Annotated in this window: 24 protein-coding genes; 9 read left to right on the top strand and 15 right to left on the bottom strand. The window is 69.4% G+C overall.

The features are described from left to right. Position 1 precedes the first annotated feature (1 nt). The gene (locus ATL45_RS02320; RefSeq protein WP_177242031.1) at positions 2-1,321 is read left to right on the top strand and encodes a hypothetical protein; all 1,320 of its coding nucleotides are present in this window, start codon (positions 2-4) and stop codon (positions 1,319-1,321) included. Positions 1,322-1,331: 10 nt separating this feature from the next. On the opposite strand, the gene ATL45_RS02325 is transcribed toward ATL45_RS02320, so the two are convergent. After that, positions 1,332-2,264: a phosphotransferase family protein gene (locus tag ATL45_RS02325; RefSeq protein WP_093156228.1), complete on the bottom strand. Its 933-nt coding sequence runs from the start codon at positions 2,262-2,264 to the stop codon at positions 1,332-1,334. A 114-nt stretch (positions 2,265-2,378) separates the two neighbouring features. Between ATL45_RS02325 and ATL45_RS39935 the strand changes: the two genes are divergently transcribed. Then, positions 2,379-2,501 (top strand): hypothetical protein, encoded by a 123-nt coding sequence (locus tag ATL45_RS39935; RefSeq protein WP_256258523.1) that lies wholly within the window; start codon positions 2,379-2,381, stop codon positions 2,499-2,501. 7 nt (positions 2,502-2,508) lie between these two features. On the opposite strand, the gene ATL45_RS02330 is transcribed toward ATL45_RS39935, so the two are convergent. From ATL45_RS02330 to ATL45_RS02345, 4 genes are all read right to left on the bottom strand, one after another. After that, positions 2,509-3,030, bottom strand: coding sequence for a DinB family protein (locus ATL45_RS02330; protein ID WP_093156229.1), 522 nt, complete (start codon positions 3,028-3,030; stop codon positions 2,509-2,511). A gap of 64 nt (positions 3,031-3,094) precedes the next feature. After that, on the bottom strand, positions 3,095-4,837 hold the full coding sequence (locus ATL45_RS02335) for a sensor histidine kinase (protein ID WP_281275999.1): 1,743 nt from the start codon (positions 4,835-4,837) through the stop codon (positions 3,095-3,097). A 37-nt stretch (positions 4,838-4,874) separates the two neighbouring features. Next, complete coding sequence (locus tag ATL45_RS02340) at positions 4,875-5,531, bottom strand: response regulator (protein WP_281276000.1); 657 nt, start codon at positions 5,529-5,531, stop codon at positions 4,875-4,877. Positions 5,532-5,556: 25 nt separating this feature from the next. Continuing rightward, a complete protein-coding gene (locus ATL45_RS02345; RefSeq protein WP_246025127.1) occupies positions 5,557-5,982 on the bottom strand; it encodes an FHA domain-containing protein in 426 nt (141 codons plus the stop codon). Positions 5,983-6,245: 263 nt separating this feature from the next. Between ATL45_RS02345 and ATL45_RS02350 the strand changes: the two genes are divergently transcribed. Continuing rightward, complete coding sequence (locus tag ATL45_RS02350) at positions 6,246-8,132, top strand: serine/threonine-protein kinase (protein ID WP_093156233.1); 1,887 nt, start codon at positions 6,246-6,248, stop codon at positions 8,130-8,132. A 268-nt stretch (positions 8,133-8,400) separates the two neighbouring features. Here ATL45_RS02350 and ATL45_RS02355 read toward each other — a convergent pair whose 3' ends face one another. Genes ATL45_RS02355 through ATL45_RS02370 form a run of 4 tightly spaced genes read right to left on the bottom strand, consistent with a single transcriptional unit; the run spans position 8,401 to position 12,488 of the window. Further along, complete coding sequence (locus ATL45_RS02355; protein ID WP_093156234.1) at positions 8,401-9,225, bottom strand: carbohydrate ABC transporter permease; 825 nt, start codon at positions 9,223-9,225, stop codon at positions 8,401-8,403. Next, complete coding sequence (locus ATL45_RS02360) at positions 9,222-10,154, bottom strand: carbohydrate ABC transporter permease (protein ID WP_093156236.1); 933 nt, start codon at positions 10,152-10,154, stop codon at positions 9,222-9,224. Before ATL45_RS02360 ends, ATL45_RS02355 begins: the two co-directional genes overlap by 4 nt. Beyond that, entirely contained in the window at positions 10,151-11,494 is a 1,344-nt protein-coding gene (locus tag ATL45_RS02365) for an ABC transporter substrate-binding protein (protein WP_093156237.1), read from the bottom strand. Before ATL45_RS02365 ends, ATL45_RS02360 begins: the two co-directional genes overlap by 4 nt. After that, positions 11,484-12,488 carry a zinc-dependent alcohol dehydrogenase family protein gene (locus ATL45_RS02370; RefSeq protein WP_093156239.1) on the bottom strand — a complete coding sequence of 335 codons (1,005 nt, stop codon included), beginning with the start codon at positions 12,486-12,488 and terminating at the stop codon, positions 11,484-11,486. The genes ATL45_RS02365 and ATL45_RS02370 overlap by 11 nt, the downstream gene beginning before the upstream one ends. Positions 12,489-12,608: 120 nt before the next feature. Here ATL45_RS02370 and ATL45_RS02375 point away from each other — a divergent pair, with 120 nt between their 5' ends. Next, positions 12,609-13,589 (top strand): sugar-binding transcriptional regulator, encoded by a 981-nt coding sequence (locus tag ATL45_RS02375; protein ID WP_093156240.1) that lies wholly within the window; start codon positions 12,609-12,611, stop codon positions 13,587-13,589. A 187-nt stretch (positions 13,590-13,776) separates the two neighbouring features. Here the strand turns inward: ATL45_RS02375 and ATL45_RS02380 are convergent, their stop codons facing one another. The 3 genes from ATL45_RS02380 to trxA form a co-directional block, all read right to left on the bottom strand. Further along, the gene (locus tag ATL45_RS02380) at positions 13,777-15,108 is read right to left on the bottom strand and encodes a serine hydrolase domain-containing protein (RefSeq protein ID WP_170210141.1); all 1,332 of its coding nucleotides are present in this window, start codon (positions 15,106-15,108) and stop codon (positions 13,777-13,779) included. A 135-nt stretch (positions 15,109-15,243) separates the two neighbouring features. Further along, entirely contained in the window at positions 15,244-16,224 is a 981-nt protein-coding gene (locus tag ATL45_RS02385; protein WP_093156244.1) for an NAD(P)/FAD-dependent oxidoreductase, read from the bottom strand. A gap of 471 nt (positions 16,225-16,695) precedes the next feature. Further along, positions 16,696-17,019 (bottom strand): thioredoxin, encoded by a 324-nt coding sequence (trxA, locus tag ATL45_RS02390; RefSeq protein ID WP_093156245.1) that lies wholly within the window; start codon positions 17,017-17,019, stop codon positions 16,696-16,698. A gap of 410 nt (positions 17,020-17,429) precedes the next feature. Between trxA and ATL45_RS38685 the strand changes: the two genes are divergently transcribed. Together ATL45_RS38685 and ATL45_RS02395 are read left to right on the top strand one after the other, a co-directional pair. Continuing rightward, on the top strand, positions 17,430-17,585 hold the full coding sequence (locus ATL45_RS38685; RefSeq protein ID WP_170210142.1) for a hypothetical protein: 156 nt from the start codon (positions 17,430-17,432) through the stop codon (positions 17,583-17,585). A gap of 97 nt (positions 17,586-17,682) precedes the next feature. Continuing rightward, on the top strand, positions 17,683-18,051 hold the full coding sequence (locus ATL45_RS02395) for a VOC family protein (RefSeq protein WP_093156332.1): 369 nt from the start codon (positions 17,683-17,685) through the stop codon (positions 18,049-18,051). A gap of 7 nt (positions 18,052-18,058) precedes the next feature. Here ATL45_RS02395 and ATL45_RS02400 read toward each other — a convergent pair whose 3' ends face one another. Then, positions 18,059-18,475 (bottom strand): MarR family transcriptional regulator, encoded by a 417-nt coding sequence (locus ATL45_RS02400; RefSeq protein ID WP_093156247.1) that lies wholly within the window; start codon positions 18,473-18,475, stop codon positions 18,059-18,061. A gap of 91 nt (positions 18,476-18,566) precedes the next feature. Between ATL45_RS02400 and ATL45_RS02405 the strand changes: the two genes are divergently transcribed. Together ATL45_RS02405 and ATL45_RS02410 are read left to right on the top strand one after the other, a co-directional pair. Further along, positions 18,567-19,643, top strand: coding sequence for a substrate-binding domain-containing protein (locus tag ATL45_RS02405; protein WP_246025128.1), 1,077 nt, complete (start codon positions 18,567-18,569; stop codon positions 19,641-19,643). A gap of 86 nt (positions 19,644-19,729) precedes the next feature. Beyond that, a complete protein-coding gene (locus tag ATL45_RS02410; protein WP_093156248.1) occupies positions 19,730-20,758 on the top strand; it encodes an aliphatic amidase in 1,029 nt (342 codons plus the stop codon). A 4-nt stretch (positions 20,759-20,762) separates the two neighbouring features. Here the strand turns inward: ATL45_RS02410 and surE are convergent, their stop codons facing one another. After that, entirely contained in the window at positions 20,763-21,599 is an 837-nt protein-coding gene (gene surE / locus ATL45_RS02415; protein ID WP_170210143.1) for a 5'/3'-nucleotidase SurE, read from the bottom strand. A gap of 167 nt (positions 21,600-21,766) precedes the next feature. Here surE and ATL45_RS02420 point away from each other — a divergent pair, with 167 nt between their 5' ends. Continuing rightward, positions 21,767-22,624 (top strand): LysR family transcriptional regulator, encoded by an 858-nt coding sequence (locus ATL45_RS02420; protein WP_093156251.1) that lies wholly within the window; start codon positions 21,767-21,769, stop codon positions 22,622-22,624. A gap of 8 nt (positions 22,625-22,632) precedes the next feature. On the opposite strand, the gene ATL45_RS02425 is transcribed toward ATL45_RS02420, so the two are convergent. Beyond that, entirely contained in the window at positions 22,633-23,133 is a 501-nt protein-coding gene (locus ATL45_RS02425; RefSeq protein ID WP_093156253.1) for a GNAT family N-acetyltransferase, read from the bottom strand. Between the last annotated feature and the right edge of the window lie 27 nt (positions 23,134-23,160).

Here is a 23,160-nt window from a genome sequence, read left to right on the forward strand (position 1 = left end):
GATGGTCGCAGAAGGGCACCGCAGCGAGCCCGCGGCCGACGAGGACGTCGCACGGCTCGTGGTGCCCGCCCTGGTCGCGGGCACCGAGCTGATCGGCCGGTACCAGGGCTCCGGCCACCGCGAACCGCCCTACCTGGTCCGCCGCGTCGACGGTCAGGTCCTGCAGCTCTCCCACCTGCTCTACCTCGTGGCGGCCGGGCTCGACGGCCAACGCACCTACGCGCAGCTGGCCGCCGGTCTGAGCACCGAGTGGGGCCGCGAGATCACCGCCGGGCAGGTGTCCTACCTCGTCGAGAACCGGTTGCGCCGCGCGGGAATCCTCGTCGCCGAGTCCGGACCGGACCGGTCCGCGCCCCTGCCCAAGGGCCGGGATCGGTTGCTGGCGCTGAAGTTCCGCATCGCGCTGGTTCCCGAGCACGTCGTCGCGGTCATCGCCCGGATCTTCCAGCCGTTGTTCTGGCCACCGGTCGTCGTCCTCGTGCTGGTGGCCTTCGTCGCCGCCGAGATCTGGGTCGCCGTCCAGGGCGGAGTCGCGCAACTCCTGGCGGGCGCGCGGGAACTGGTCGACCGGCCGGAGCAGATCCTGCTGGTGGTGGGCGTGCTCGTGCTCTCCGGAATGTTCCACGAGTGCGGGCACGTCGCGGCCTGCCGCTACGGCGGCGCGCGGCCGGGTGCGATGGGCGTGGGGATCTACCTGGTGTGGCCGGCGATGTACAGCACGGTCACCGATTCCTACCGGCTGAGCCGGGGCGGCCGTCTGCGCACCGATCTGGGCGGCGTCTACTTCAACGTGCTCGCCATGCTGGTGATGATCGCCGTCTTCGCGGTGACCGGCCTGCCCTGGCTGCTCGTCTCGCTGGTGGCCTGGCAGGTCTCGACGGTCTGGCAGTTCGTGCCGTCGATCCGGTTGGACGGCTACTACATCCTGAGCGATCTGGTCGGCGTTCCCGACCTGTTCGACCGGATGGGCCCGGTCCTGCGCAGCATGCTGCCGGGGCGTTCGCCGCATCCCCGGGTCCGCGAGCTCAAGCCCTGGGTCCGCTGGGTGATCACGGCCTGGGTCGTGCTGGTGATCCCGTGCCTGGCGTACTGGATCATCGGGTTCCTGGTGCTCGCGCCCTACGTGCTTCCCGTGGTCTGGCAGGCGCTGGGCACCCACTGGGACGGCGTGGGCAGCGCGGTCGGAGCGGGCGACGCCGCAGCGGCCGTGGTCGGTGTCCTGCGGATGTTCCTGCTGGTGCTGCCGTGGGCGGGCATCACGCTCGTCCTCTACAACCTGGGCCGCAGCCTCACCCGCCGCATCCGCCGCTCACGCGCGTGATCGCGGTTTCTCAGGGCAGGATCGGGGCGAAGTACCCGCCGTCGCCCTGGGCGAAGGCGCTGAGCATCGCGGTCGAGTTGGCTCGGTCGTCCAAGTCCGGTTCCGCCGCGGCGAGATCCTGGTCCAGCATCCAGGTTTCGAGCATGATCGAGTAGCCGATGAGCACGTCCGGCCCACCCGCCGCGGCCAGCGCCGACCCGGCGATCTCGCGCACCGCGCCCTGCAGCGGCTCGCGCTCGGCGGCATCTCCCGGCCCGAAGGCGATCTTGACCATCTCGTTGAGGTCGATCGCGGTGGGCGCGATGACGGCGAATTCGAAGTCCAGCAGCGCCGCGACCGAATCCCCGTGCCACAACGTGTTCGGCGCGCACAGGTCGCCGTGGTTCAAGGCGCGCGGCGCCATCGGCAGCGCGGCCCAGAACCGCTCGAGCGCCTGCTGGAGGCTGTTGGTCTGGCGTTCGGTGAGCATGCCGGCCGAGACGATCCGCTCGAACGAAGCATCGACCTCCGCCGGGTCGTCCGGGAAGAACGGCGAGCGGCTGCGGGCGTGCGGGGCGGCCGCGTCGACGTCGACGCGGTGGACGTGGCGGGCGCGCTCCCACATCTGCTCGATCGCCCGAGATCTGGCCGCGTCGTCCAGCGTCGGCCAGATCTCGTCCAGGTTCTCCCCCACCACGCGCCGGCTGAGCACCCACTCGTGTCCGTCGCGCACGCCGGCATCGACGATCGCCGGGTATCCGACCTCCGCCGGGAGCAGCTCGACCAGCTTCAGCTCGCGGAGCAGGTCACCCGGACCCGGCTCGGGCGCGACGCGGATGACGAGCTCGTCGGCGAGCCAGGTGTGGTTGGTCCAGCCCGTGCCGCGCCGGGCATCGCCGAGATCCACCCCGTGCTCGCCGAAAACCTCCGCAGCCACCCGGCTGGTGCTGCCCGTCCTGTCCATGGAACCGACTTTACCGATCAGGACAACGGATTTTCCGCGGCGCGATCGACACCGGCGACGTGCGGATTCCGCTGGCCGACCTTCCCGCGCCCACTCCGGAGGCGTCTACTGGAGGTGTCGGCAGGAGAACTCGCGAGGGAGGCGGCACCGATGCCGGACCTGCTGTGGGCCGTCGGTTTGATCGTGGTGTTCGTCGCGGTGGCGTTGACGTTGCGCGGACTGACCAGGTGGCGGTGAGGCGCGGTCACTCCCGGCCCGCGGCGCGCAGCAGTCGGAGCTGTCCGATCTCGGCGACGTTCTTCATCAGCTCGGCGTTCACCCATGCCAGCATGTGCGCCACGGTCTTGTCCGGGTCGTCCTGCCACGGGAACGGCGCGGGCGCGTCCAGCTCCGCGTCGGTGAGCCGGTCCAGCACCGCCGACCACTCCGCGCGCAGCCCGCGCAACCACTCGACGACCGAGTCCTCGCCCGGCCACTCGACATCGGTGCGGTCGCGCGGCGGCCTGCCCTGGGCGTGGTCCAGGGTCACCGCCCACCACCAGCCGATGTGCCAGGTGGTCCAGGCGATCGTGGGCACCGGGATCGGGTCGGGCTCCACCTCGGCGAAGTCCGGTTCCCAGCCGTCGGCGCCGCGCCGCACCGTCCAGCAGTGCTCGGCCGGTTCCCAGCGGAAGTCGGCGGGCACCAGCTCGGTGAGGTGGAACTCGAACAGCGACCAGGTCATCTCGAACTGCCAGCGCAGCAGCTCAACGCGCGATGCGGACATTCGCGAGATCTTGCCACGACGAGCACTCCGGGCGAAAACGATTATCCGGCAGGCGGTTCCGGGATCAGCCGGGTGCGGGGCTCAGCGGCGCCGTCCACAGCACCCGCGTCCCACCGGTCGGCAGCCGGTCCACAGTGCACCGCCCGCCCATCTGCACCGCCCGCTCGGCCAGGTTGTGCAGTCCGCTGTGCGCGATCGTGCTCGCGATGCCGACGCCGTTGTCGGTGACGTCGATGGTGAGGTCGTCGTCCAGCGAGATGGTCACCGACAGCTCCGAAGCACGCGCGTGCCGGACGGTGTTGCTCACCGCTTCCAGCACCACCGCCTCGGCGTGCTCGGCCAGCCTCGGCGGCAGCACGTCCAGCGGCCCGGCCATCCGCATGGTCATCCGGATCGGGTTGTCGCCCACCACGTCGGTGACCACGCGCTGCACCCGGTTGCGGAACCCGGTCGGGTGCTCGGCGGCGACCTGCAGGTCGAAGATGCTGGCGCGGAGGTCCTGGATGACCTCGTGCAGCTGGTCGATGTGCTCGGTCAGCCGGCCCGCCACGTCGGGCACCTTCGCCCGCCGCTGCGTGCCCTGCATGGACATGCCGATGGCGAACAGCCGCTGGATGACGTGGTCGTGCAGCTCGCGGGCGATGCGGTCGCGGTCGGCCAGCACGTCCAGCTCGCGCCGCGCGGCCTGAGCTTCAGCCCACTGCAGCGCCAGCGCGGCCTGGTCGGCGAAGGACGACACCACCAGCAGCTGCTCCTCGTCGAACCGCTTCGCCCCGGCCCGCCGCACGGTCAGCAGGACGCCGGAGATGGTGCCCTCGGCGCGCATCGGCACCGCGAGGGCCGGGCCGAGCTCCACCGCGGCTCCCTCGATCGTGGACAGGGTGGGGACGTTGCGCGGCACCCGCTCCCGGAACACCTGCCCGGTCACCGAACCGTCGACCGGCAGCGACCGTCCCACCAGCTCCTCGACACCGGCTCCCGCCGAAACCGTCACCACCAGTTCCCCGGTCTCGACGTCGTCGGTGCGCGCGGGCACCGCCAGCAGCGCGAAGTCGGCGTGCGTCAGCTCGGCCGCGCGTTCGGCGATCAGCTGCAGCGCGTCGATGGAATCGGTGCCCGCCAGCAGTTCCGCGGTGATCTCACCGGTGGCGTCCAGCCAGCGCTCGCGGCGGCGGACCTCCTCGAACAGCCGCGCGTTGTCGACCGCGATCCCGGCCGCCCCGGCCAGCGCCTGCAGCACCACCTCGTCGTCCTCGGTGAACTGGCCGCCGCCGACCTTCTCGGTCAGGTACAACCGGCCGAACGTCTCCTGCCTGGCCCGGATCGGCACGCCGAGGAAAGTGCGCATCGGCGGGTGGTGCTGCGGGAATCCCACCGACGCCGGGTGCCCGGCGATCTCCTCCAGCCGCAGCGGTTTGTCGGCCTCGATGACCACGCCCAGCACGCCGTGCCCGGTCGGCAGGTGCCCGATGCGGCGGGTGGTCTCCTCGTCGATGCCGTCGTAGATGAACCGGCTCAGCGAGCCGTCGGGCGCCAGCACGCCGATCGCGCCGTAGCGGGCGTCGACCAGGTCGATGGCGGTGCGCACGATGCGCCGCAGCACCGAGTCCAGCTCCAGTTCGGAGGAGATGGCCAGCACGGCTTCCAGCAGGACGTCCATCCGGTCCCGCAGGCCGACGATCTCTTCGATGCGCGCCTGGACCTGGGCCAGCAGCTCCTTGAGTCGCAGCCGGGACAGCGTGCCCACCAGCGACGGAGCGGCGCCCTCCCGCAGCTCCCCCGATCCTGGCGAGTCCGCCCTGCTCACCACCCCACTCTGACAGGCCGCGCGCGGCCCGGCGAGCTCACGTCTCCGGGTGGTGGCGCAACCGGGTGGCCAGCACGGCGGCCTGGGTGCGGCTCTGCAGGCCGAGCTTGCTCAGCAGCCGGGAGACGTAGTTCTTGACGGTCTTCTCGGCCAGGAACATCCGGTCGGCGATCTGCCGGTTGGTCATCCCCTGCCGGATGCAGTCCAGCAGGATCCGCTCCTGCCCGGTCAGGTCCGGCAGCTTCGAGGTGCCGTCGAGCTCGGCGCGCAGCTTGTTCACCAGCGAGGTGGTCTCCTGCTCGCCGAGCAGCATCTTGCCCGCCCCGACCCGGCGCACGGCCGAGGCGAGCTCCATCCCCTTGATGTTCTTCACGACGTAGCCGGCGGCTCCGGCCAGCATCGCGTCGAGCATGGCCTGCTTGTCGTTGAACGACGTCAGCATGAGGCACTGCAGCGCGGGCAGCCGGGACCGCAGCTCCCGGCACAGCTCGACGCCGTTGCCGTCCGGCAGCCGCACGTCCAGCACGGCCACATCGGGGCGGACCGCGGGGACGCGGGCCAGCGCCTCGCTCACCGAGGAAGCCTGCCCGACCACCACCAGGTCCTCCTCGGAGTCGAGCAGGTCGACCAGCCCCAGCCGCACGACCTCGTGGTCGTCGACCAGGAACACGGTGGTCTCGCCGGGCTCACGCACGTCCCCACTGTAGGAGCGGGCGGCCTCAGTCGCCGCTGCGGAAGGTGAAGCGGACCCGCCCGATCCAGATCTCGTCACCATCGCCCAGTTCGGCGATGTCCACCGGCTGCCGGTTGAGGTAGGTGCCGTTGAGCGAACCGCCGTCCACCACGACGTACCTGCCGTCCCGCAGCCGCAGCTCGGCGTGCACCCGCGACACGGTCATGTCGTCCACCACGATGTCGCAGTCCCGATCCCGCCCGATCGTGATGTTCGGGCCACCGATCGCGAAAACGGTACCCGCGTCCGGCCCCCGGTTGATCACCAGCCGGGGCCCCGCGACGGACTCCTCGGAATCGCGCGGCGCCGGGACGCCCTGAGCGGCCGGCACGGCCTCGAGCAGCGTCCGCATCGTCTGGTCCGCCGTCGCGACACCAGTGGTTTCGGACGCCTGGAACCGGGTGTCATCCATGGTCGTACTCCTCGCAGAAAGGCACGGAAGCCGCCCGGACTGCCCCGACCAGGACTGGGCGACTACAGCCAGCATGCCGAACAACCACGCTCCGTGGCCAGGACCTTCGTCCCAAGTCCCCCACCTACCCGACGTGACGGTCACCACTCGCGACCGGTGGCGGCGAACCCCGGCAATCTGCGGAAATCCGGGTTGCCGGGAGTTTTCGGGTGTCATGATCACGGGTGATCTCGTCGGGGTGATGCGTTGTGAGGGGGCCGTCCTTGCTGGGTGCTCTGCTGCCGGACGATCCGCCGGAGGTGGGGTCGTACCGCCTGCTGAACCGCCTGGGGCGCGGCGGGATGGGCCGGGTGTACCTGGGCGTGTCGCGCGGCGGACGGCTGGTCGCGGTCAAGGTGGTGCGGGCGGATCTCGGCGACGATCCGGACTTCCGGCGCCGGTTCGCGCGGGAGGTCACCGCCGCTCGCGCCGTGTCGGGCTTCTACACCGCACAGGTGGTCGACGCCGATCCCGACGCCGATGCGCCGTGGCTGGTCACCTCCTACATCCCCGGCCCGACGCTGCACGAGGCCGTGAAGCAGGAGGGGCCGCTGCCGCCATCGGCGCTCAGCACGCTCGGCGCGGGCCTGGCCGAGGGGCTCGGCGCCATCCACGCGTGCGAGGTGGTGCACCGCGACCTCAAGCCCAGCAACGTGATCCTGGCCGAGGACGGCCCGCGGGTGATCGACTTCGGCATCGCGCGAGCGGTGAACGAGACCCACACCGCGGAGGTCTTCGGAACACCCGCGTTCATGTCGCCTGAGCAGGCCAAGGGCGAGCCGGTCGGAGCACCCGCCGACGTGTTCGCCCTGGGTTCGCTGCTGGTGTTCGCCGCGACCGGTCGCGGACCGTTCAGCGGCGGCGAGTCGCAGGCGATCCTGTACCGCGTCGTGCACGAAGCACCCGACCTGTCCGGTCTCGACCAGCTGCCGGGCGAGCTCGCCCGGATCATCAGCACCTGCCTGGCCAAGGACCCGGACGACCGGCCGACGGCCAAGCAGCTGCTCGACTCCCTCGCCGACATGACCGGCGACCGGACCCGCTGGCTGCCCGCGGAAGTCGTCAGCATGATCGACGAGCGCCGGACGGCGACCATCGCCGCGACCAAGATCGACCCGCTGGCCGGGCAGGCCCTCGCACCGGCCCCGGCACCCGCGCCGGTCGTCCCTTCCCCGTCGGGCACGCTACCTGCGCCATTGCCGCCGCCGACGCTCTCATCGCCGCCCCTACCGGCCACGCACTCCTCGCCACACCCGCCGTCCACGCTTCCCCCGGCCACGCTCTCCGGGCCTCAACCGCCACCCACGTTCCCCCCACCGCACCCGCTGGCCGGACAGTTCCACGCGCCCCCTCCGCCGCACATGCCACCGGCCAGGACGACTCCGGTCGGGCTCATCGTTCTCGGTTCGGTGCTCGGCGGCGCCACGCTGGTCGCGCTGATCGTGATCGTCGTGCTCAACCTCGGTTCCGGCCCGAGCAGCCACCAGGCCACACCGACACCGTCATCCGCGACCACCACGTCGGACGACTACCCGACGGAATCGTCCTCGGCCTCCACGACGGCTGAGACGAGCTCCAACGGCGGGTCGCTCGACGACGCCGCGACCGACCGGACCCCGTTCACCCTGGACGCGTTCATGCCGGACGACTTCACCGACGACACCGGCAAGCGGCACACCTACGAGGCCGGCTCCACCAACGAATGCACCGATTCGGTCTCCGACGAGGTCCGCTCGGTGCTGGCGGAGAACGGCTGCTCGCAGATGATGGTGGCCAACTTCATCGACGACGACGTGCAGATCATCACCACGGTCTGGGTCTTCCCGTTCGCCGACTACGCCACGGCGTCCGCTGTGGAGGAGAAGTTCGACGCCATGGACTACCTGCAGCTCGGCTGCTGGGACCCGAACTCCGGCCGCGGCGCGGGAGTGTGCGACGGGGACGTGGACGGCGCGGACGAGTGGCAGTACATCGGCCAGGACCACCGCTACGTGATCGTCGCCCAGTCCAAGTACATCGACCTGAGAGGCGACGACTCCGGCGACCCGGCCCTGCAGTCGGCGGGCAGCGAAGCCCGCAGCACCGTCGGCCCCCAGAACTACGGAGGCTGAACCGGCGACCTGCGGACGGAGGAGGGACGAATCCCTGAACGAGGGGTGGTGAACCTCCGTTCGATCGGATCCGACTTCGCTTCGACGACGACCGGTCATCGGCCACCCGCGAAAGTTCGGTCCGCTCGGGATGATCCATCACCCCATCATCGTGTTCCGCACTGCTGCCCGATTTCACGCGGGTCGGCGAACGACGCAACCACGACTGATCGGGTGACAAAGAGAAAGCGCCCGCCCGGTGGGGCGGGCGGGCGCTGTTGGGTTGCGGTTACTTCACCGCGCCCATGGACAGGCCCCGGACGAGGTGGTTCTGGGCCGCCCAGCCGATGATCATCACCGGGAGGGAGGCGAGGAAGGCCGCCGCGCTCAGCTGGGCCCAGTAGAGGCCTTCGCTGGTGATGAAGCCGACCAGGAAGACCGGCACCGTGCCCGCCTGCGCCGCCGTCAGGTTGACCGCGTAGAAGAACTCCGTCCAGGAGAAGATCACGCAGATCAGCGCGGTGGCGGCGATGCCGGGGGCCACCACCGGGAGCACCACGCGGAACAGCAGCGTCGGCAGCTTGGCGCCGTCGATGCGGCCCGCTTCGACCATCTCCCTGGGGACTTCCAGGAAGAACGAGCGCATCATCCAGATCGCCAGCGGCAGGTTCATCGCGGTGTAGAGGACCACCAGCGCCCAGACGTTGTCCAGCAGCTTGAGGTTCTGCGAGATCACGTACAGCGGGATGATCGCCGCGACGATCGGCAGCATCTTCGTCGACAGGAAGAAGCCCAGCGCGTCACGGGTTCCGGGGACCGCGGAGATGGACAGCACGTACGCCGCGGGCACCGCCAGCAGCAGCACGAGCAGCGTGGAGGTCACCGTCACGAACGCCGAATTCGCCAGGTACGGCAGGAATCCGCGCTCCAGCACGCCGGCGAACTGATCCAGCGTCGGGGTGAACACCACCTTCGGCGGGTTGGTGTAGGCGTCGCTCTCCTGCTTGAACGAGGTGAGCACCATCCACAGCACCGGGAACACGAACAGGATCGCGATCAGCCAGGTCAGCGCGGTCAGCGCCCAGCGGCCGATGGGGTTGCCGGTTCGCATCATCGCACCTCGCTAACGCCGAAGGTCCGGAACATCAGGCGCAGCGCGAAGGTCGCCACGATCAGGGTCAGCACCACCACGATCACGCCCATGGCCGAGGACTGGCCGACGTCGAAGCCCTCGAAGGCGCGCTGGTAGATGTAGAACGGCAGGTTCGTGCTCGCGGTGCCGGGACCGCCCTGCGTCATCAGGTAGATCGCGTCGAAGCTGTTCACGATGTAGATCGCGCCGAGCAGCACGGCCAGCTGCAGGTAGCGGCCCAGCTGCGGCAGGGTGATCGAGGCGAACGTGCGCCACCGGCCCGCGCCGTCGACCGCGGCGGCCTCCAGCACCTCCTTGGACTGGGCCTGCAGCCCGGCCAGGATCAGCAGCATCATGAACGGCGTCCACTGCCAGACGACCTGCGCCATCACCGAGGCCAGCGGGAACTGCGACAACCAGTCGATCTTGGTGCCGAAGGCGAAGTTCAGCAGTCCGTAGGTCGGGTCGAACATGGTCGTCTTCCACAGCAGCGCACCGGCCGCGGGCAGGATCAGGAACGGCGTGATCAGCAGCGTGCGCACCACGCCGCGGCCCAGGAACTGCCGGTCCAGCAGCAGTGCCAGGCCGAGGCCCAGCAGCATCGCCACCAGCACGCACACCACCGTGAGCAGCACCGTGTTGAACATCGCGCCGCGGAACTGGCTGTCGGCGAACACGTCGATGTAGTTGCGCAGCCCCACGAAGTGGCGGGAGCCCGGGCGCACCAGGTTCCAGGACTGGAACGAGTAGAACACCGTCAGCAGGAACGGGATCTGGGTGACCAGGATGGTGAACAGCAGCGCGGGCATCAGCGGCGCGCGGCGCAGCCATGCTTCGCGCGACCACTTGCCGATGGGCTTCCTGGTCGCAACCGGCGGCGCTGCGGTGGGTTTGGTGGCCGTCTGCGTCATCTGGTCTCCCGGTAAGCCGCGCCGACGGACTCGGCGTATTCCTGGGACTGCTGCAGCGCTTCCTCCACCGAGATCTGCCCGGCGACGGCCGCCGAGAGCTGCTGGCTCACCCGCGTCCCTAGGTCCTGGAACTCGGGGATGCCGACGAACTGGATCCCCGGGTAGGGCACCGGGTTCACCATCGTGTTGCGCTGGTTGGCGCTGTCGATGCCGGCCAGCGTCGCCGGGGCGTAGGCCTGCGCGGCCTGCTGGTACTCCGGGATCTGGTAGGTCGACAGCCGGCAGCCCGGCGGCACCCGGTTCCAGCCGAACGTGGTGCCCACGGTGCGGACGAAGTCCTTGTCGGTCATCCAGCGCATGAACCGCCACGCGGCGTCCTTGTCCTGGGCGACCTTCGGCATGGCCAGCGACCAGGTGTAGAGCCAGCCGCTGGTCTCGGTGCGCATCACCGGGGCGGCCACGTAGCCGGACTTGCCGACGACCTCGCTGCTGGCCGGGTCCTCGTTGGTGCCCGCCATGACCGTCGCGTCGTACCACATCGCCGCTTCGCCCTGGCCGTAGCGCGTGCCGCACTCGGTGAAGCCCGCGCTGGAGGCGCCGATCTCGCCGTGGTCGCGCACCAGGCCGACGTAGAACTCCGCGGCGGCGCGGAACTCCGGCGACGTCAGCTGGGCGTTCCAGTTCTCGTCGAACCAGCGGGCGCCGAAGGTGTTGGCCACCGTGGAGAACGGGGCGAGGCTCTCGCCCCAGCCCGGCTTGCCGCGCAGGCAGATCCCGGCCACGCCCGCTGCCTTGTTGTCCAGGCGCGCGGCGAACTCGGCGATCTGCTCCCAGGTGGGCCGTTCCGGCATGGTCAGCCCGGCCTGGGCGAAAAGGTCCTTGCGGTAGGCCACGAACGACGACTCGCCGTAGAACGGCACCGCGTACATCGAGCCCTCGTGCGACAGCGAGTCGCGGATGCTGGGGATGAAGTCGTCGGCGTCGTATCCCTCGCTGGCGTCGATGTAGGGCTGCAGGTTCTCCAGCCAGCCGTTCGCCGCCCACTGCGGGGTCTCGTAGTTGCTGATCATCACCACGTCGAACTCGCCGCCCTCGGTGGCGGTCGACGCGGTGATCTTCGCGCGCGCCTGGTTCTCCGGCAGCTGCACGAACTTCAGCTTGATGCCCGGGTTGTCCCGCTCAAACTGGTCGGACAGCGCGATGGCGTCCTCCATCTGCGGGTTGGACACGATCGCCACGACCAGCGTCCGGCCGCCCGCGCCCAGCGCTCCCGCGCCCGCGCAGCCGCTGAGCAGCATCGCGACGACCGCGAGCACGGCCAGCTTGGCTCTACTTCGCATTCACGCCTCCCGGCAGGACCTGAACCTTCAGCCCGGCACCGCTGCGCATCAGGTCGAGCGCGGCGGGGAACTCCTCCAGCGGCAACGTGTCGGTGAGCAGCGAGTCGGTGTCGACGGCGCCGGAGGCGACCAGCTCCAGTGCCGCGCCGTAGCTGTGCAGCACCGCCATCGAGCCGACGATCTTGATCTCGTCGTTGTAGATGCGGAACGGCGACAGGGAGATCCGCGCTTCGGCCGGGGCGACGCCGAACACCAGCAGCCGCCCGCCGCGGCGCAGCGAGTCGAAGGCGGCCTCGATCGCGGGCGCGGCCCCGGTGCAGTCCACGGCGGCGTCGAAGCGCTGGTCGAGTTCGGCGACGTCGGTGCTCACCGCGACCGCGCCGAGCTTCGTGGCGCGTTCCAGCCGTGCCGCGTTGCGGTCGACCACCGAGACCTGCGCGCCGCCGCGCTGGAGCAGCTGCTGCATCAGCAGGCCCATCGTGCCCGCGCCGACCACGAGGAACTTCTCCCCCGCTTCGACACCGATCTGGCGCACGCCGTGCACCGCGCAGGACACCGGCTCGACCAGCGCGCCCTGCTCCCAGGTCATGGAGTCGGGCATCCGGTAGGCGGTGTTGGCGGGGATCACCACGTACTCGGCGAAGGCGCCGTCGACGGTGTCGCCGGTGGCGTTCCAGTTCGCGCAGAGGTTGCCGTGGCCCGAGCGGCAGGGCGTGCAGTAGCCGCAGAACAGCGAAGGGTCGACGGCGACCCGGTCGCCGACCTTCCAGTCGCCCGGCACCTCGGTGCCGAGCTCGACGACCTCACCGGCGAACTCGTGGCCCGGCACGATCGGGTAGGGCGTGGGCGGGAAGTGCCCGTCGGCGATGTGCAGGTCGGTGCCGCAGATGCCGCACGCACCGACCTTGATCACCAGCTGACCGTCGCCCGGTTTCGGGTCGGGCACCTCGCCCACCCTGATGGAGCCGGGCTGATCGATGATCGCGGCGCGCATGACACCCCTTCCACTGGCCCCGCTCATATGAGCATCGTGGGCCGATCGTTCTGGTAACTCGCGGAGCATTCAAGGATGATCTCGCGTGTTACGTCAACATTTCCCCTTTAGGATGCTCATATGAGCACTAGCGAGCCCCGGGTGCGGCTGACCGACACCATCACGGCGGCCTCCATCGCGCACCGGTTCTTCGTCCAGGGCCGGACCAAGATGGAGATCGCCCAGGAGCACGGGATCAGCCGCTTCAAAGTGGCCAGGATCCTCACTGCCGCGCAGGAAACGGGCCTGGTCCGGGTCGAGTTCGACCTGCCGGTGCCGATCGACCTGGGACTGTCGGAGGCGGTCCGCACCAGCTACCGGCTGCGCCGCGTGCTGGTGCTCAATCGAGCGCAGTCCAAGGCCGAGCGACCGGTGCTGCGCCGTCGCATCGGCGCGCTGGCGGCTGATCTGCTGGCTGAAACGACCACCTCCGACGACGTGCTCGGCCTGTCGTGGGCACGTTCGGTCAACGCGATGGCCGATGCCGTCCACACGTTGCCGAAGTGCCCGGTGGTTCAGCTGTGCGGCGTGCAGGCGGGCATGGACATGCGCGACAGGTCGGTGGAGACGGTGGGCCGGCTGGCCGACATCTCCGGCGGCCCCGCGTACCCGATCTACGGCCCGCTGGTGCTGCCGGACCGCCGCACCACGGAGATCCTGCGCAACCAGCCGGGCATCGCCGAGACCTTCGAGCAGTTCCGCCACCTGACCAAGGCGGTGGTCAGCATCGGCGCCTGGCGCCCCGACGAGTCGACGGTCTACGACGCTCTCGCCCAGCCGGAGCGCGACGCGATCCATGAGCGCGGGGCGACGGCGGAGATCGCGGCCCGCCTGTTCGACGCGGACGGCAACGCGATGTCGACCGGCCTGGCCCACCACGTCCTGGCGATCGAGCACGAACAGCTCCGCCAGATCCCCGAGGTGATCGCCCTGGGCTACACGGTCCCGAAAGCCCGAGCGATCGACGCGGTCCTGCGCTCAGGAGTGGTGAACACCCTGATCACCGACGCCCAAGCGGCGGAAACGCTCCTCGACCTGATCGCCGACCGCCCGCTGCCCTGACGACGGTCGGTCAGCCGTGGTCCAAGGGACTCCGCCGGCGGAGTCCCTTGGACGGGTTCGAGCTGGGCGTTCGGAGCGTGCTTGTGGGTGCGGGCGCTTGACCGCTCCCGCGTCTGTTGGTGGGCGTGCGGGGGCGGATGCCGGTATCGAACGCTGTTTCATTCTGCTGGCGACGGTGTTGTACCCGCTAAGCTCGCGCAGCGGCATCGAGCAGCCGCTGCAACATCTGCACGCGGGGATCAGCATCGATCGCGACCTCGGTGTTGCACACGACTGCGGCACCGACGCCACGCTTCGTATCGAGCATCACGTAGGTGGCCGTCCCGAACTCGCTGCCCGCGTGCTGCCACACCCCCTCGCTGTCTCCCCGTAGCCGGTGCCAGACGTATCCCTGTGAAATGAAGGGCAGAGGCGCCTCTGAACTGGCGAGGATCCGCTCCGGAACCTGATTCGCGAGCGCCGCCGAGGCAATGTGTCGCGGCAGGACCTGCTTGCCATCGATGGTTCCTTCACCCAGCCACAGTCGCGCCCACCGTGCCAGGTCAATGGCATTCGACCGCAGTCCGCCGTCGGCAACCAGGCACGAGGTGTACGGCGCGTACTCGGCGTGGCCGGTGAAGTCATCCGGGATGCTCTGCGGAATCAGATTCCGATAGTCCGGCCACATTCCCTGTTTCACACCATCGACGAACCAGGCGTGTGGATGTGCCCGATCGGAAACCGGCAGCTGGTCCCGGTTGAAGTCGGAACGGTTCATACCGGCGGGGCGGAGCACGAAGTCACGGCAATAATCCGAAAAATATTGCCCCGTCACAGCTTGGACGATATGAGCGGCGAGGTCGTAGGCGATGTCGGAGTACTGATGTGCCTCACCAGGAACGGTTTTGAGGAAGTTCCGCTCGGCATCGTAGGTCCATCCACGCGGCGCGGGCGTCAGGAAGTCATGGAGCCAACGGCCCATCTCGGCCGGGTCCGGCACCTCTCCCGCCCGATAGGAATAGCCGTATGGCCCAGGCTCGATCGGGCTCGTGATCGGCGTCAGATGGGTGAGCAGATGCCCGACCCTGATCGGTACGTCGGGATGATGTGGGCTGCGGACACTGCGCGGACCGTAGATCTTGCTGTGCGCGAGCACGTCGTTCACATCGGTTTCCATTGCCAGGCGGCCCGACGCGACCAGCTGCAGGACAGCTGTGGCAGTCACCGTCTTGCTCACCGACCCGATGTTCAGGGTGCTGCGCGTGGTCATCGGCTGCCCGGCCCGCGCGGTGCCCCACGCATCGGCGTAAACCGTCCGATCTCGCGTTACCGCCGAAACACTGCAACCCATGATATTTCTTGAATCGGCCAGCTGCTGCAGCTCGTTCTTGAGGGGAGCCGGCAGTGGTGGAATTTCTCCGCCGTAGTTCGAGTCGCCACCGCCACCTGTCGTCGAGCACGCTGTCGCGCTCCCCGCAACCACCGCCATTGCCGCCGCGGAGGCTCCAATGAGGAATGCTCTCCGGCTTCCCTGGATCATTCGCATCTCCAAGCACTCTGTCAGTTCCGGAACCGGGCATTGCAAGATTGAGATCGCGTTGGCGGAGGTGCCCGGTTCCCGGGTCGTCTTCGGCCTGACGGATCACTCCATCGGCAAGGCGATCAACTTATCGATCTAGCGCACAGAAGTGAGGGATTCGGCTTCCGAACCCCGGTGGTCGTCGACGGCCCGGGCGACGTCCTCGTCCAGCAAATCGCTGTTGATGGCGAAAGCCGCCGCCGCACCCATGCCCGCCGCGGTAATGACCAGCGCGCGCGGGTCGGCGACGTTGCCCACCGCCCAGACTCCCGGGACGCTGGTACACCCCGTGCGGTCGGTGACCACCCAGCCCTTTTCGTCCTTCTCGCAGCCCAGTTCCGTCAACAGGGCGTCTCGGGGCAGCATGCGCGGGAAGACGAAGGCAACATCGCGGGGTGCGACGTGCCCTTCGATCAGCTCGATCCCGCGCAGTCGGTCATCGGCTACCACCAGCTGCTTGACCTGGCCCTCGATCAGGTGCACGCCACAGGCGGCCAACTGCTCGCGCTCGTCGTCGGTCAACGCCAAAGCCTGCGGGAACAGCACGACGTCGTCGGACCACTGCCGCAGCAGCAGGGCCTGGTGCACTGCGGCCGGTCCGGTGCCCAGCACGCCGATCGCCCGGTCACGGACCTCATAGCCGTGGCAGTACGGGCAGTGCAGCAGGTCCCTGCCCCAGCGCTCGGCCACGCCCGGGATCTCCGGCAACTCGTCGCGCAATCCCGTCGCCACCACCAGCCGACGAGCTGACAGCACCGCCCCATCGGCCAGCCGCACCGAGAAACCGTTCCCGCCACGCTCGATGTGCACTACCTGACCATCGACGAACTCCACCCCGTACTCGGCGACCTCCGCGCAACCGATCTCCAGCAACTCCGACGGCGGGAGCCCGTCCCGAGACAGGAATCCCTGCATGTGCTCGGCCAGGGCGTTGCGCGGCTGCCCACCGTCGACCACCGCCACGCGGCGGCGCGCCCGGCCTAGCACCAAAGCCGCACTCAGTCCGGCCGCTCCTCCGCCGGTGATCACCACGTCGTGTTCGGCGGATTTTGCTGCCCTACTCGTCGTTTCACCCATGTCACAACCTCCACAGCGGACTTTGCGCCCGCACTGCTGATTCAAAAAGCTTTGCTGCCATTTTCGGGAACACCGCCGCCGGGTCGGCCGCCCGCGCAAGACCAGCCCGATCTACTTCGCGCATTCACTTCTCGACTCCTCGGCAGGACCTTCTCGACGCGAACGCAGTCAGCGAGAGCTCCAGAGAGCCGCACGGATCTTCTCCTGCAACTGCGCGCGCAACGAGACAGGAGCCCGCTCCACACCACATGCGCGAGCCAGTCGCGCCGTGAGCTTCTTCGTGATCACGCAAGCGGCGCAGCATGTTTCGCGGCACGGGTGGTCGTTCTCGACACCGCGCAACGACACACCCAAGTTCGTTCGATCCCCGTTGCGAGATCGCCAGGACATGACTCACCCCTCGTCGATCGGCTCAGCGGCCCGGACAAGAGACGTCAGCGTTCGTTCGCACGCCGCTGCTCGCAGCTCGGATCAGCCGATGTGCGGGGTCAGATCGGCGAGCAACGCCGCCTTCGGCTTGGCACCCACCACGCGTGTGACCTCCACTCCGTTGCGGAACACAATCGTCGTGGGCACGCCCATGACCCGGTAGCGCATCGCCAGCCGCGGGTTCTCGTCGACGTTGACCTTGCCGATCTTGAACTTCTCCGCGTTCTCCCCGGCGATCTCCTCCAGGATCGGCGCGAGCATCCGGCACGGGCCGCACCAGGTCGCCCAGAAGTTGACCACGATCGGCTTGCTCCCCGCCAACTCCGCGTCCAAAGTGGCGTCAGTGACTTTCACAGTGCTGGTCATGGAAAGCTCCGTTCTCCTCGCATCGCAACGGCTGGCCCCACCGATCACCGGCGGTCTCGTCCAAGACTGCGGAGTTCGCGGAGCATCGCGCAACTTTCGTTGCCATTTCCGGGAAAGGTCAGTGGCAGCACCAGCACGGCGAGTCCGACCCACTGCCTGGTCCCAGCTCTCTTGCTCTCTTCGGTCATGTCCCCGGCTCCTGCCCCTTCGGTTGGCTGCGGCATGTCGACTGCCGCGTTACGTCACGGGCCGCGTGCGTTGTACGCACCGACGGCGTACACGATACACATGCACGCGCGACCAGCCGCAAATGGTTTTTTTCGCCTCACCAACTGCCTTACCCACCTCCCGCGATGACGGGATAGAATTTCGACACGCCTGGATCAGGTGTGACGAAAAGGAGAGTGGCGGTGCCGGAGCAGTCGTTCTGCGCGTTCCGCGTAAGGGCGCTGGAACTCGCAGACCGAGGACGGCCGCGGCACTACTGCTCCCGCTCCTGCCTGGCGGTGGCCGAGCAGGTCCGGCAGAAGTTCAACGCGCCCCGCCCGTTCGTCCGCGGGGAATAGCGTCGGCGGTGGATTCCGTTCCACCGGTATCGCGGGTGGCCGTCGTCCGGGCCCGGTCCGGGCGGCGGCGGTGCCCGGAACCGATCGAGGAGTGATCATGGGGATCGAGCTGAACCACACCATCGTCGGAGCGCGGGACAAGCACGAATCCGCACGGTTCCTGGCCGACGTCCTCGGCGTCGAGGTCGGTGCCGAGACCGGGCCTTTCGTGCCGGTCGTGCTCGACAACTCCGCCACGCTCGACTACATGTCGCAGAGCGACGTGCGGCCGCAGCACTACGCCTTCCTGGTCGACGAGGCCCGGTTCGACGAGGCTTTCGGGCGCATCCGCGACGCGGGGATCGCCTACTGGGCCGACCCGGGCCACCAGACGCCCGGCGAGATCAACCACCGCTGGGGCGGTCGGGGCGTCTACTTCGACGATCCCGACGGGCACAACATGGAGCTTCTGACCAAGGCTCCTTGACCGTCCACTAAGGCCGGCCCTCGGCGAGGTCGTTGAGGGAGTCGAGCAGACCGGCGCCGGAGCGCAGGCCGGTCAGCAGCTCCCGTTCCACGGCGGCCACCCGCGGGGCGATGCGGCGGTGCGCGTTCTGGCCCCGGCGGCTGAGGTGCACCAGGACCTTGCGCCGGTCCGCCGGGTCGACCTCGCGGTACAGCAGCGCGTTGGTGACCAGGCGGTCCACCAGGCGGGTCAGCGTCGGTCCGGGCGTTGCGGTGCGCTCGGCCAGTTCGGCCATCGCCAGGCCGCTGTCGGTGGCCAGTGCGTCCAGCACCAGCCACTGGTCGAAGGTCAGGTCCTCCGGTTTGAGCACCTGTTCGACGTCGGCGACGACCGCGCGCGCCGCCCGGACCAACGGGCCGGCCAGTGCTGTGGTGGCTGCTCGCATGCGTTTGCGTCCTAACTCTTGCGCGATCCTGCCCGAATAGTAAAACTTCCAGGTGGAAGCAATCGAGCGTCCACACCGTTTCGGAGCACGGATGACGACAGGCCCAGCGCTCCGCGAGCGCACCGCGCAGTGGCGCGTGGGCATGGTGATCCCGTTGCGCGGCCCGGCCGGGCTGTTCGGCCCGTCGTGCGAGGCGATCACCGAACTCGCGGTGCACGAGCTCAACGGGGCGCGCGGCATCCTCGGCCGGGAGGTCGCGGTGGAGATCGTCGACGGCGGCGCGCCGCCGCAGCAGGTCGCCGCGGAAGTCCGGCGGCTGGTCGAACGCGGTGCGGTGGACGCGGTCAGCGGCTGGCACATCTCCTCGGTGCGGCACGCGATCGCACCCGTCGTGGCCGACCGGGTGCCCTACGTCTACACCTCGCTGTACGAGGGCGGTGAGCGGCGGGCGGGCATCTTCTGCTCCGGTGAGACACCGCGTTTCCAGATCGCCCCGGCGCTGCGGTGGTTGCGCGACAACCTCGGCGTCCGCCGCTGGTTCGTGGTCGGTGACGACTACGTGTGGCCGCACGGCTCGACCAGGGCGATCCGCACCTTCGCGCACGAGCTGGGCCTGCGCATCACCGGCGAGACCTACGTCGGGCTGGGCTCCGGCGACATGCGGCGGGTGACCAGGCAGGTGGCCGCCGCGCCGTGCGACGGCGTGCTGATGCTGCTCGTCGGCCAGGACGCGGTGCGGTTCAACCGGGCCTTCGCCGCCGAGGGCCTGCACGACAAGCTGGTGCGGTTCAGCCCGCTCATGGAGGAGAGCATGCTGCTGGCCAGCGGCGCGCACGCCACGCGCGGTCTGTTCGTCGCCGCCGGGTACTTCCGCTCGCTGGCCACCGGGCACGCGATGGACCTGCTCAGCTCGTACGTCCGGTTGCACGGGCCGAGCGCGCCGCCGCTGAACAACGCCGCCGAGTCCTGCTACGAGGGACTGCACGCGCTGGCCGAGCTCGCCCACCGGGCGGATTCGCCGGGCCTCGCCGAGCTCAACGCCGCGATCGACGGCACCGCCTACGAGGGCCCGCGCGGCACTGTGGAGTTCCGCGGGCGGCAGGCGGCCCAGCACGTCCACCTGGCCGTCGCCGACGGCTACGACTTCGACGTCATCACCCGGCTCTAGGAACACCGCGCTTGACGGCAACACCGCGCCGTTTTACTTTCATTCGGAATAATTCCACATGAAAATTCCTGCTCGCGGAGGCAGCGATGCGACACGGAGACATCTCAGCCAGCCCGGACACCGTCGGCGTGGCGGTGGTCAACTACAAGATGCCGCGGTTGCACACCAAGGCCGAAGTGCTCGACAACGCGCGGCGGATCGCGGAGATGGTGGTCGGCATGAAGACCGGCCTGCCCGGCATGGACCTCGTCGTGCTCCCGGAGTACTCGACGCAGGGCATCATGTACGACCGCGACGAGATGTTCGCGACCGCCTCCACCGTTCCCGGCGAGGAGACCGAGATCTTCGCCGAAGCCTGCCGCCGGGCCGAGACCTGGGGCGTCTTCTCCATCACCGGCGAACGGCACGAGGAGCACCCGGCCAAACCGCCGTACAACACGCTGGTGCTGCTCAACGACCGCGGCGAGATCGTGCAGAAGTACCGCAAGGTGCTGCCGTGGGTGCCCATCGAGGGCTGGTACCCGGGCGACACCACGCACGTCGCCGACGGCCCCAAGGGCATGAAGATCTCACTGATCATCTGCGACGACGGCAACTACCCGGAGATCTGGCGGGACTGCGCGATGAAGGGTGCCGAGCTGATCGTGCGCTGCCAGGGCTACATGTACCCGGCCAAGGAGCAGCAGGTCCTGATGTCCAAGGCGATGGCGTGGGCGAACAACTGCTACGTCGCGGTGGCCAACGCCGCGGGCTTCGACGGCGTCTACTCCTACTTCGGCCACTCGGCGATCATCGGCTTCGACGGCCGCACCCTCGGCGAGACCGGCGAGGAGGAGTACGGCATCCAGTACGCCCAGCTGTCGGTCTCGGCGATCCGCGACGCCCGCCGCTACGACCAGTCGCAGAACCACCTCTTCAAGCTGCTGCACCGCGGCTACTCCGCGGTGCACGCGGCCGGTGAGGGCGACAAGGGCATCGCCGACTGCCCGTTCGACTTCTACCGGAACTGGGTGACCGATCCGCAGCGCGCGCAGAAGGAGGTCGAGTCCTTCACCCGCGACACGATCGGCGTCCGGGACTGCGAGGTCGGTTCGCTGCCGACCGAGCCGAGCTGAGCGCTCACGGCCGGAGCGCTCCGAGGCGCTGCCGGATCGACGATCGAACCCGTTCGTCGGCCGTCCAGTCACCGTCGAGCGGGGTGACGGAGACGTAGTCGGCCGCCAGCGCGTTGTTGTCGGAGTCGCGCACCGGGTCGGGTGATGTGCCGAACGCGGGCCGGATGACGTAGCAGTCGGGGCACAGGTCGGTGCGCTCGTACTGCGGCCGGACGAACGCCGCCCGGCCGGTCGAGGTCACCCGCGTGCCCTCGACCTCGGACGCGACCGGGTAGTTGATGTTGAGCGCGATGTGCCGCGGCAGCAGCGGCCCACCGTTCGACGTGCTCCGCAACCGGTCGAGGAGGCGGGTCGCGTACTCGGCGGCGGCGGGTGCCGAACCGATCTGCGGCGGATCGGTGCTGACATCGATCTCGACGCTGACCGCGATGGCGGGGATGCCCAGCTCACCGCCGGCGATGGTGGCGCCGACCGTACCGGAGTGGTTGGCGACCGCTCCGGAGTTCTGCCCCGGGTTCACGCCGGAGACCACGACGTCCGGCGGACCGGCGGCGAAGACGTTCTGGATCCCGAACAGCACCGCGTCCCCGGGCGAACCGCAAACCGCCCAGACGTCCGGGGCCAGCCGCTTCGCCGCGATCGTGTTCTCCGGCGCTGGCTCCCCGGTCGTGTAGTTCGAGGACAGCTCGGTGCCGCTGCCGCTCTGGTCGTCGCACGGGGCGACGACGGTCACCCGGTGCCCGGCAGCGGTCAGCGCCTGCTTCAGGACCGCGAGCGTGGGCGCCGCATGCCCGTCGTCGTTGGTCAGCAGGATGTCCAGCGGTTCCTGCGCGGGACTCACCGCAGCCGTCGCGAGTATGCCCGCGACCGCGGCAGTCGAAGCCGCCCACCATCGGAAACTCCGCCTCATGACGCCACCTCTCCTCGGGTGAACCGGAGTTCCCATGACATCGGACCAACCAAGCACTTGTCCAAGTCCGGTTCGGTTTGCTTCCATACCCACTGGACATGAACCTGCAACAGCTGCGCTATCTCGTGGCCGTCGTCGAGCACGGCACGATGACCGCTGCCGCTCGCGCGCTGCACGTCTCCCAGCCCGCGCTCGGGCGTGCGGTGCGGGCGCTGGAGCGGGAGGTCGGCGCGTCGCTGCTAACCTCGGACGGACAGCGGTTGCACCCGACACCGGCCGGGCTGGCGGTCGCCTCCCACGCGCGATCGATCTCCAACCACATCGCCGACATCCTGTCGCTGGGCGAAGGCCGCGAGCTCGTGCTGGCGGCCACGCCCACGCTCGGCGCCGGGACGGCGCCACGACTCCTGCGGGTGCTGACCGAGCGGTGCCCGACGGCGACGGTGTCCCTGGCGCGGCGCGACGGGCCCGTCGAAGTCGCCACCATGGTGCGCAGCGGGCAGGCGATGGCCGGTGTCGTCGAGCTCCCCGCACCGGGCCACCTGCTCGACGGGTTGGGCACCACCTCGCTGGGACACCGCGAGATCGTGCTGCTGCGCCCGACCGGGATGCCGGTGCGCGAACCGCTCCCCCACGCCGACCTCGGCGGGCTGCCGCTGATCGTGCCCGCGAGCGGTCACCGGCGCAGGCAGCTCGACCTGTGGTTCGCCTCGCTCGGAATCCGCCCGCGCGTGGTGTGCGAGACCGACGAACGCCTCGCTTGGGAGCACTTGGTGGGCTCCGGGCTCGGTTGCGCGTTCACCGACCGCTGGCACGCCGAGAACGCGCCGGTGCGGGACACCTGCGTCGTGGAGCTGGCACCACCGGTCCGCACCCACGTGAAACTGCTGTACCGCAAGGACAATCCCGACCGCACGCTCCGGGCGCTGCTGGACGGACTGCCGTCCGCGCCATGAGCGGTCGCTCAGATCCGCTGGACCAGCAGCTGCCCCGGCCAGTCGCCGACGGTGAACGGGCTGGTCGCGGTGAAACCGTTGCGGCGGTAGTAGTCGACCAGGCGGCCTTCGCTCCCGGCGTAGCAGTCGACGCGCAGCAGGCCGACGCCGAGGCGCTCCGCTTCTTGCCGCGCGTGCGCGAGCAACCCGCTGCCGACGCCGTTGCCCGCGTACTTCCGGGAGCTGACCAGGAGGTTGATGTAGAGCTCCGGCTCGTCGACCGCCGGGACGTAGGGCTGCCGCTCGGGCGAGACGACCATGGCACCGGCCGCGCGGCCGTCCACCTCGGCGATCCAGGTGGTGCCGCCGTCGACCAGGCCCGCGATCTGGTCCTGGCGCTTCTGCGTCGCGGACCAGGGGTCGGTGCCCCACTGGCCCGACCGGCCGTGCGCGACGAGCCACTCCACGGCCTCGTCCAGCATCTCCAGGATCCTCGGCACATCAGCGGGACCGCCTCGGCGGATCTCCATCGCATTCCTCCCAGTTCGGCAGCAGCC

It is taken from the genome of Saccharopolyspora antimicrobica (assembly GCF_003635025.1).
Lineage (GTDB): Bacteria > Actinomycetota > Actinomycetes > Mycobacteriales > Pseudonocardiaceae > Saccharopolyspora > Saccharopolyspora antimicrobica.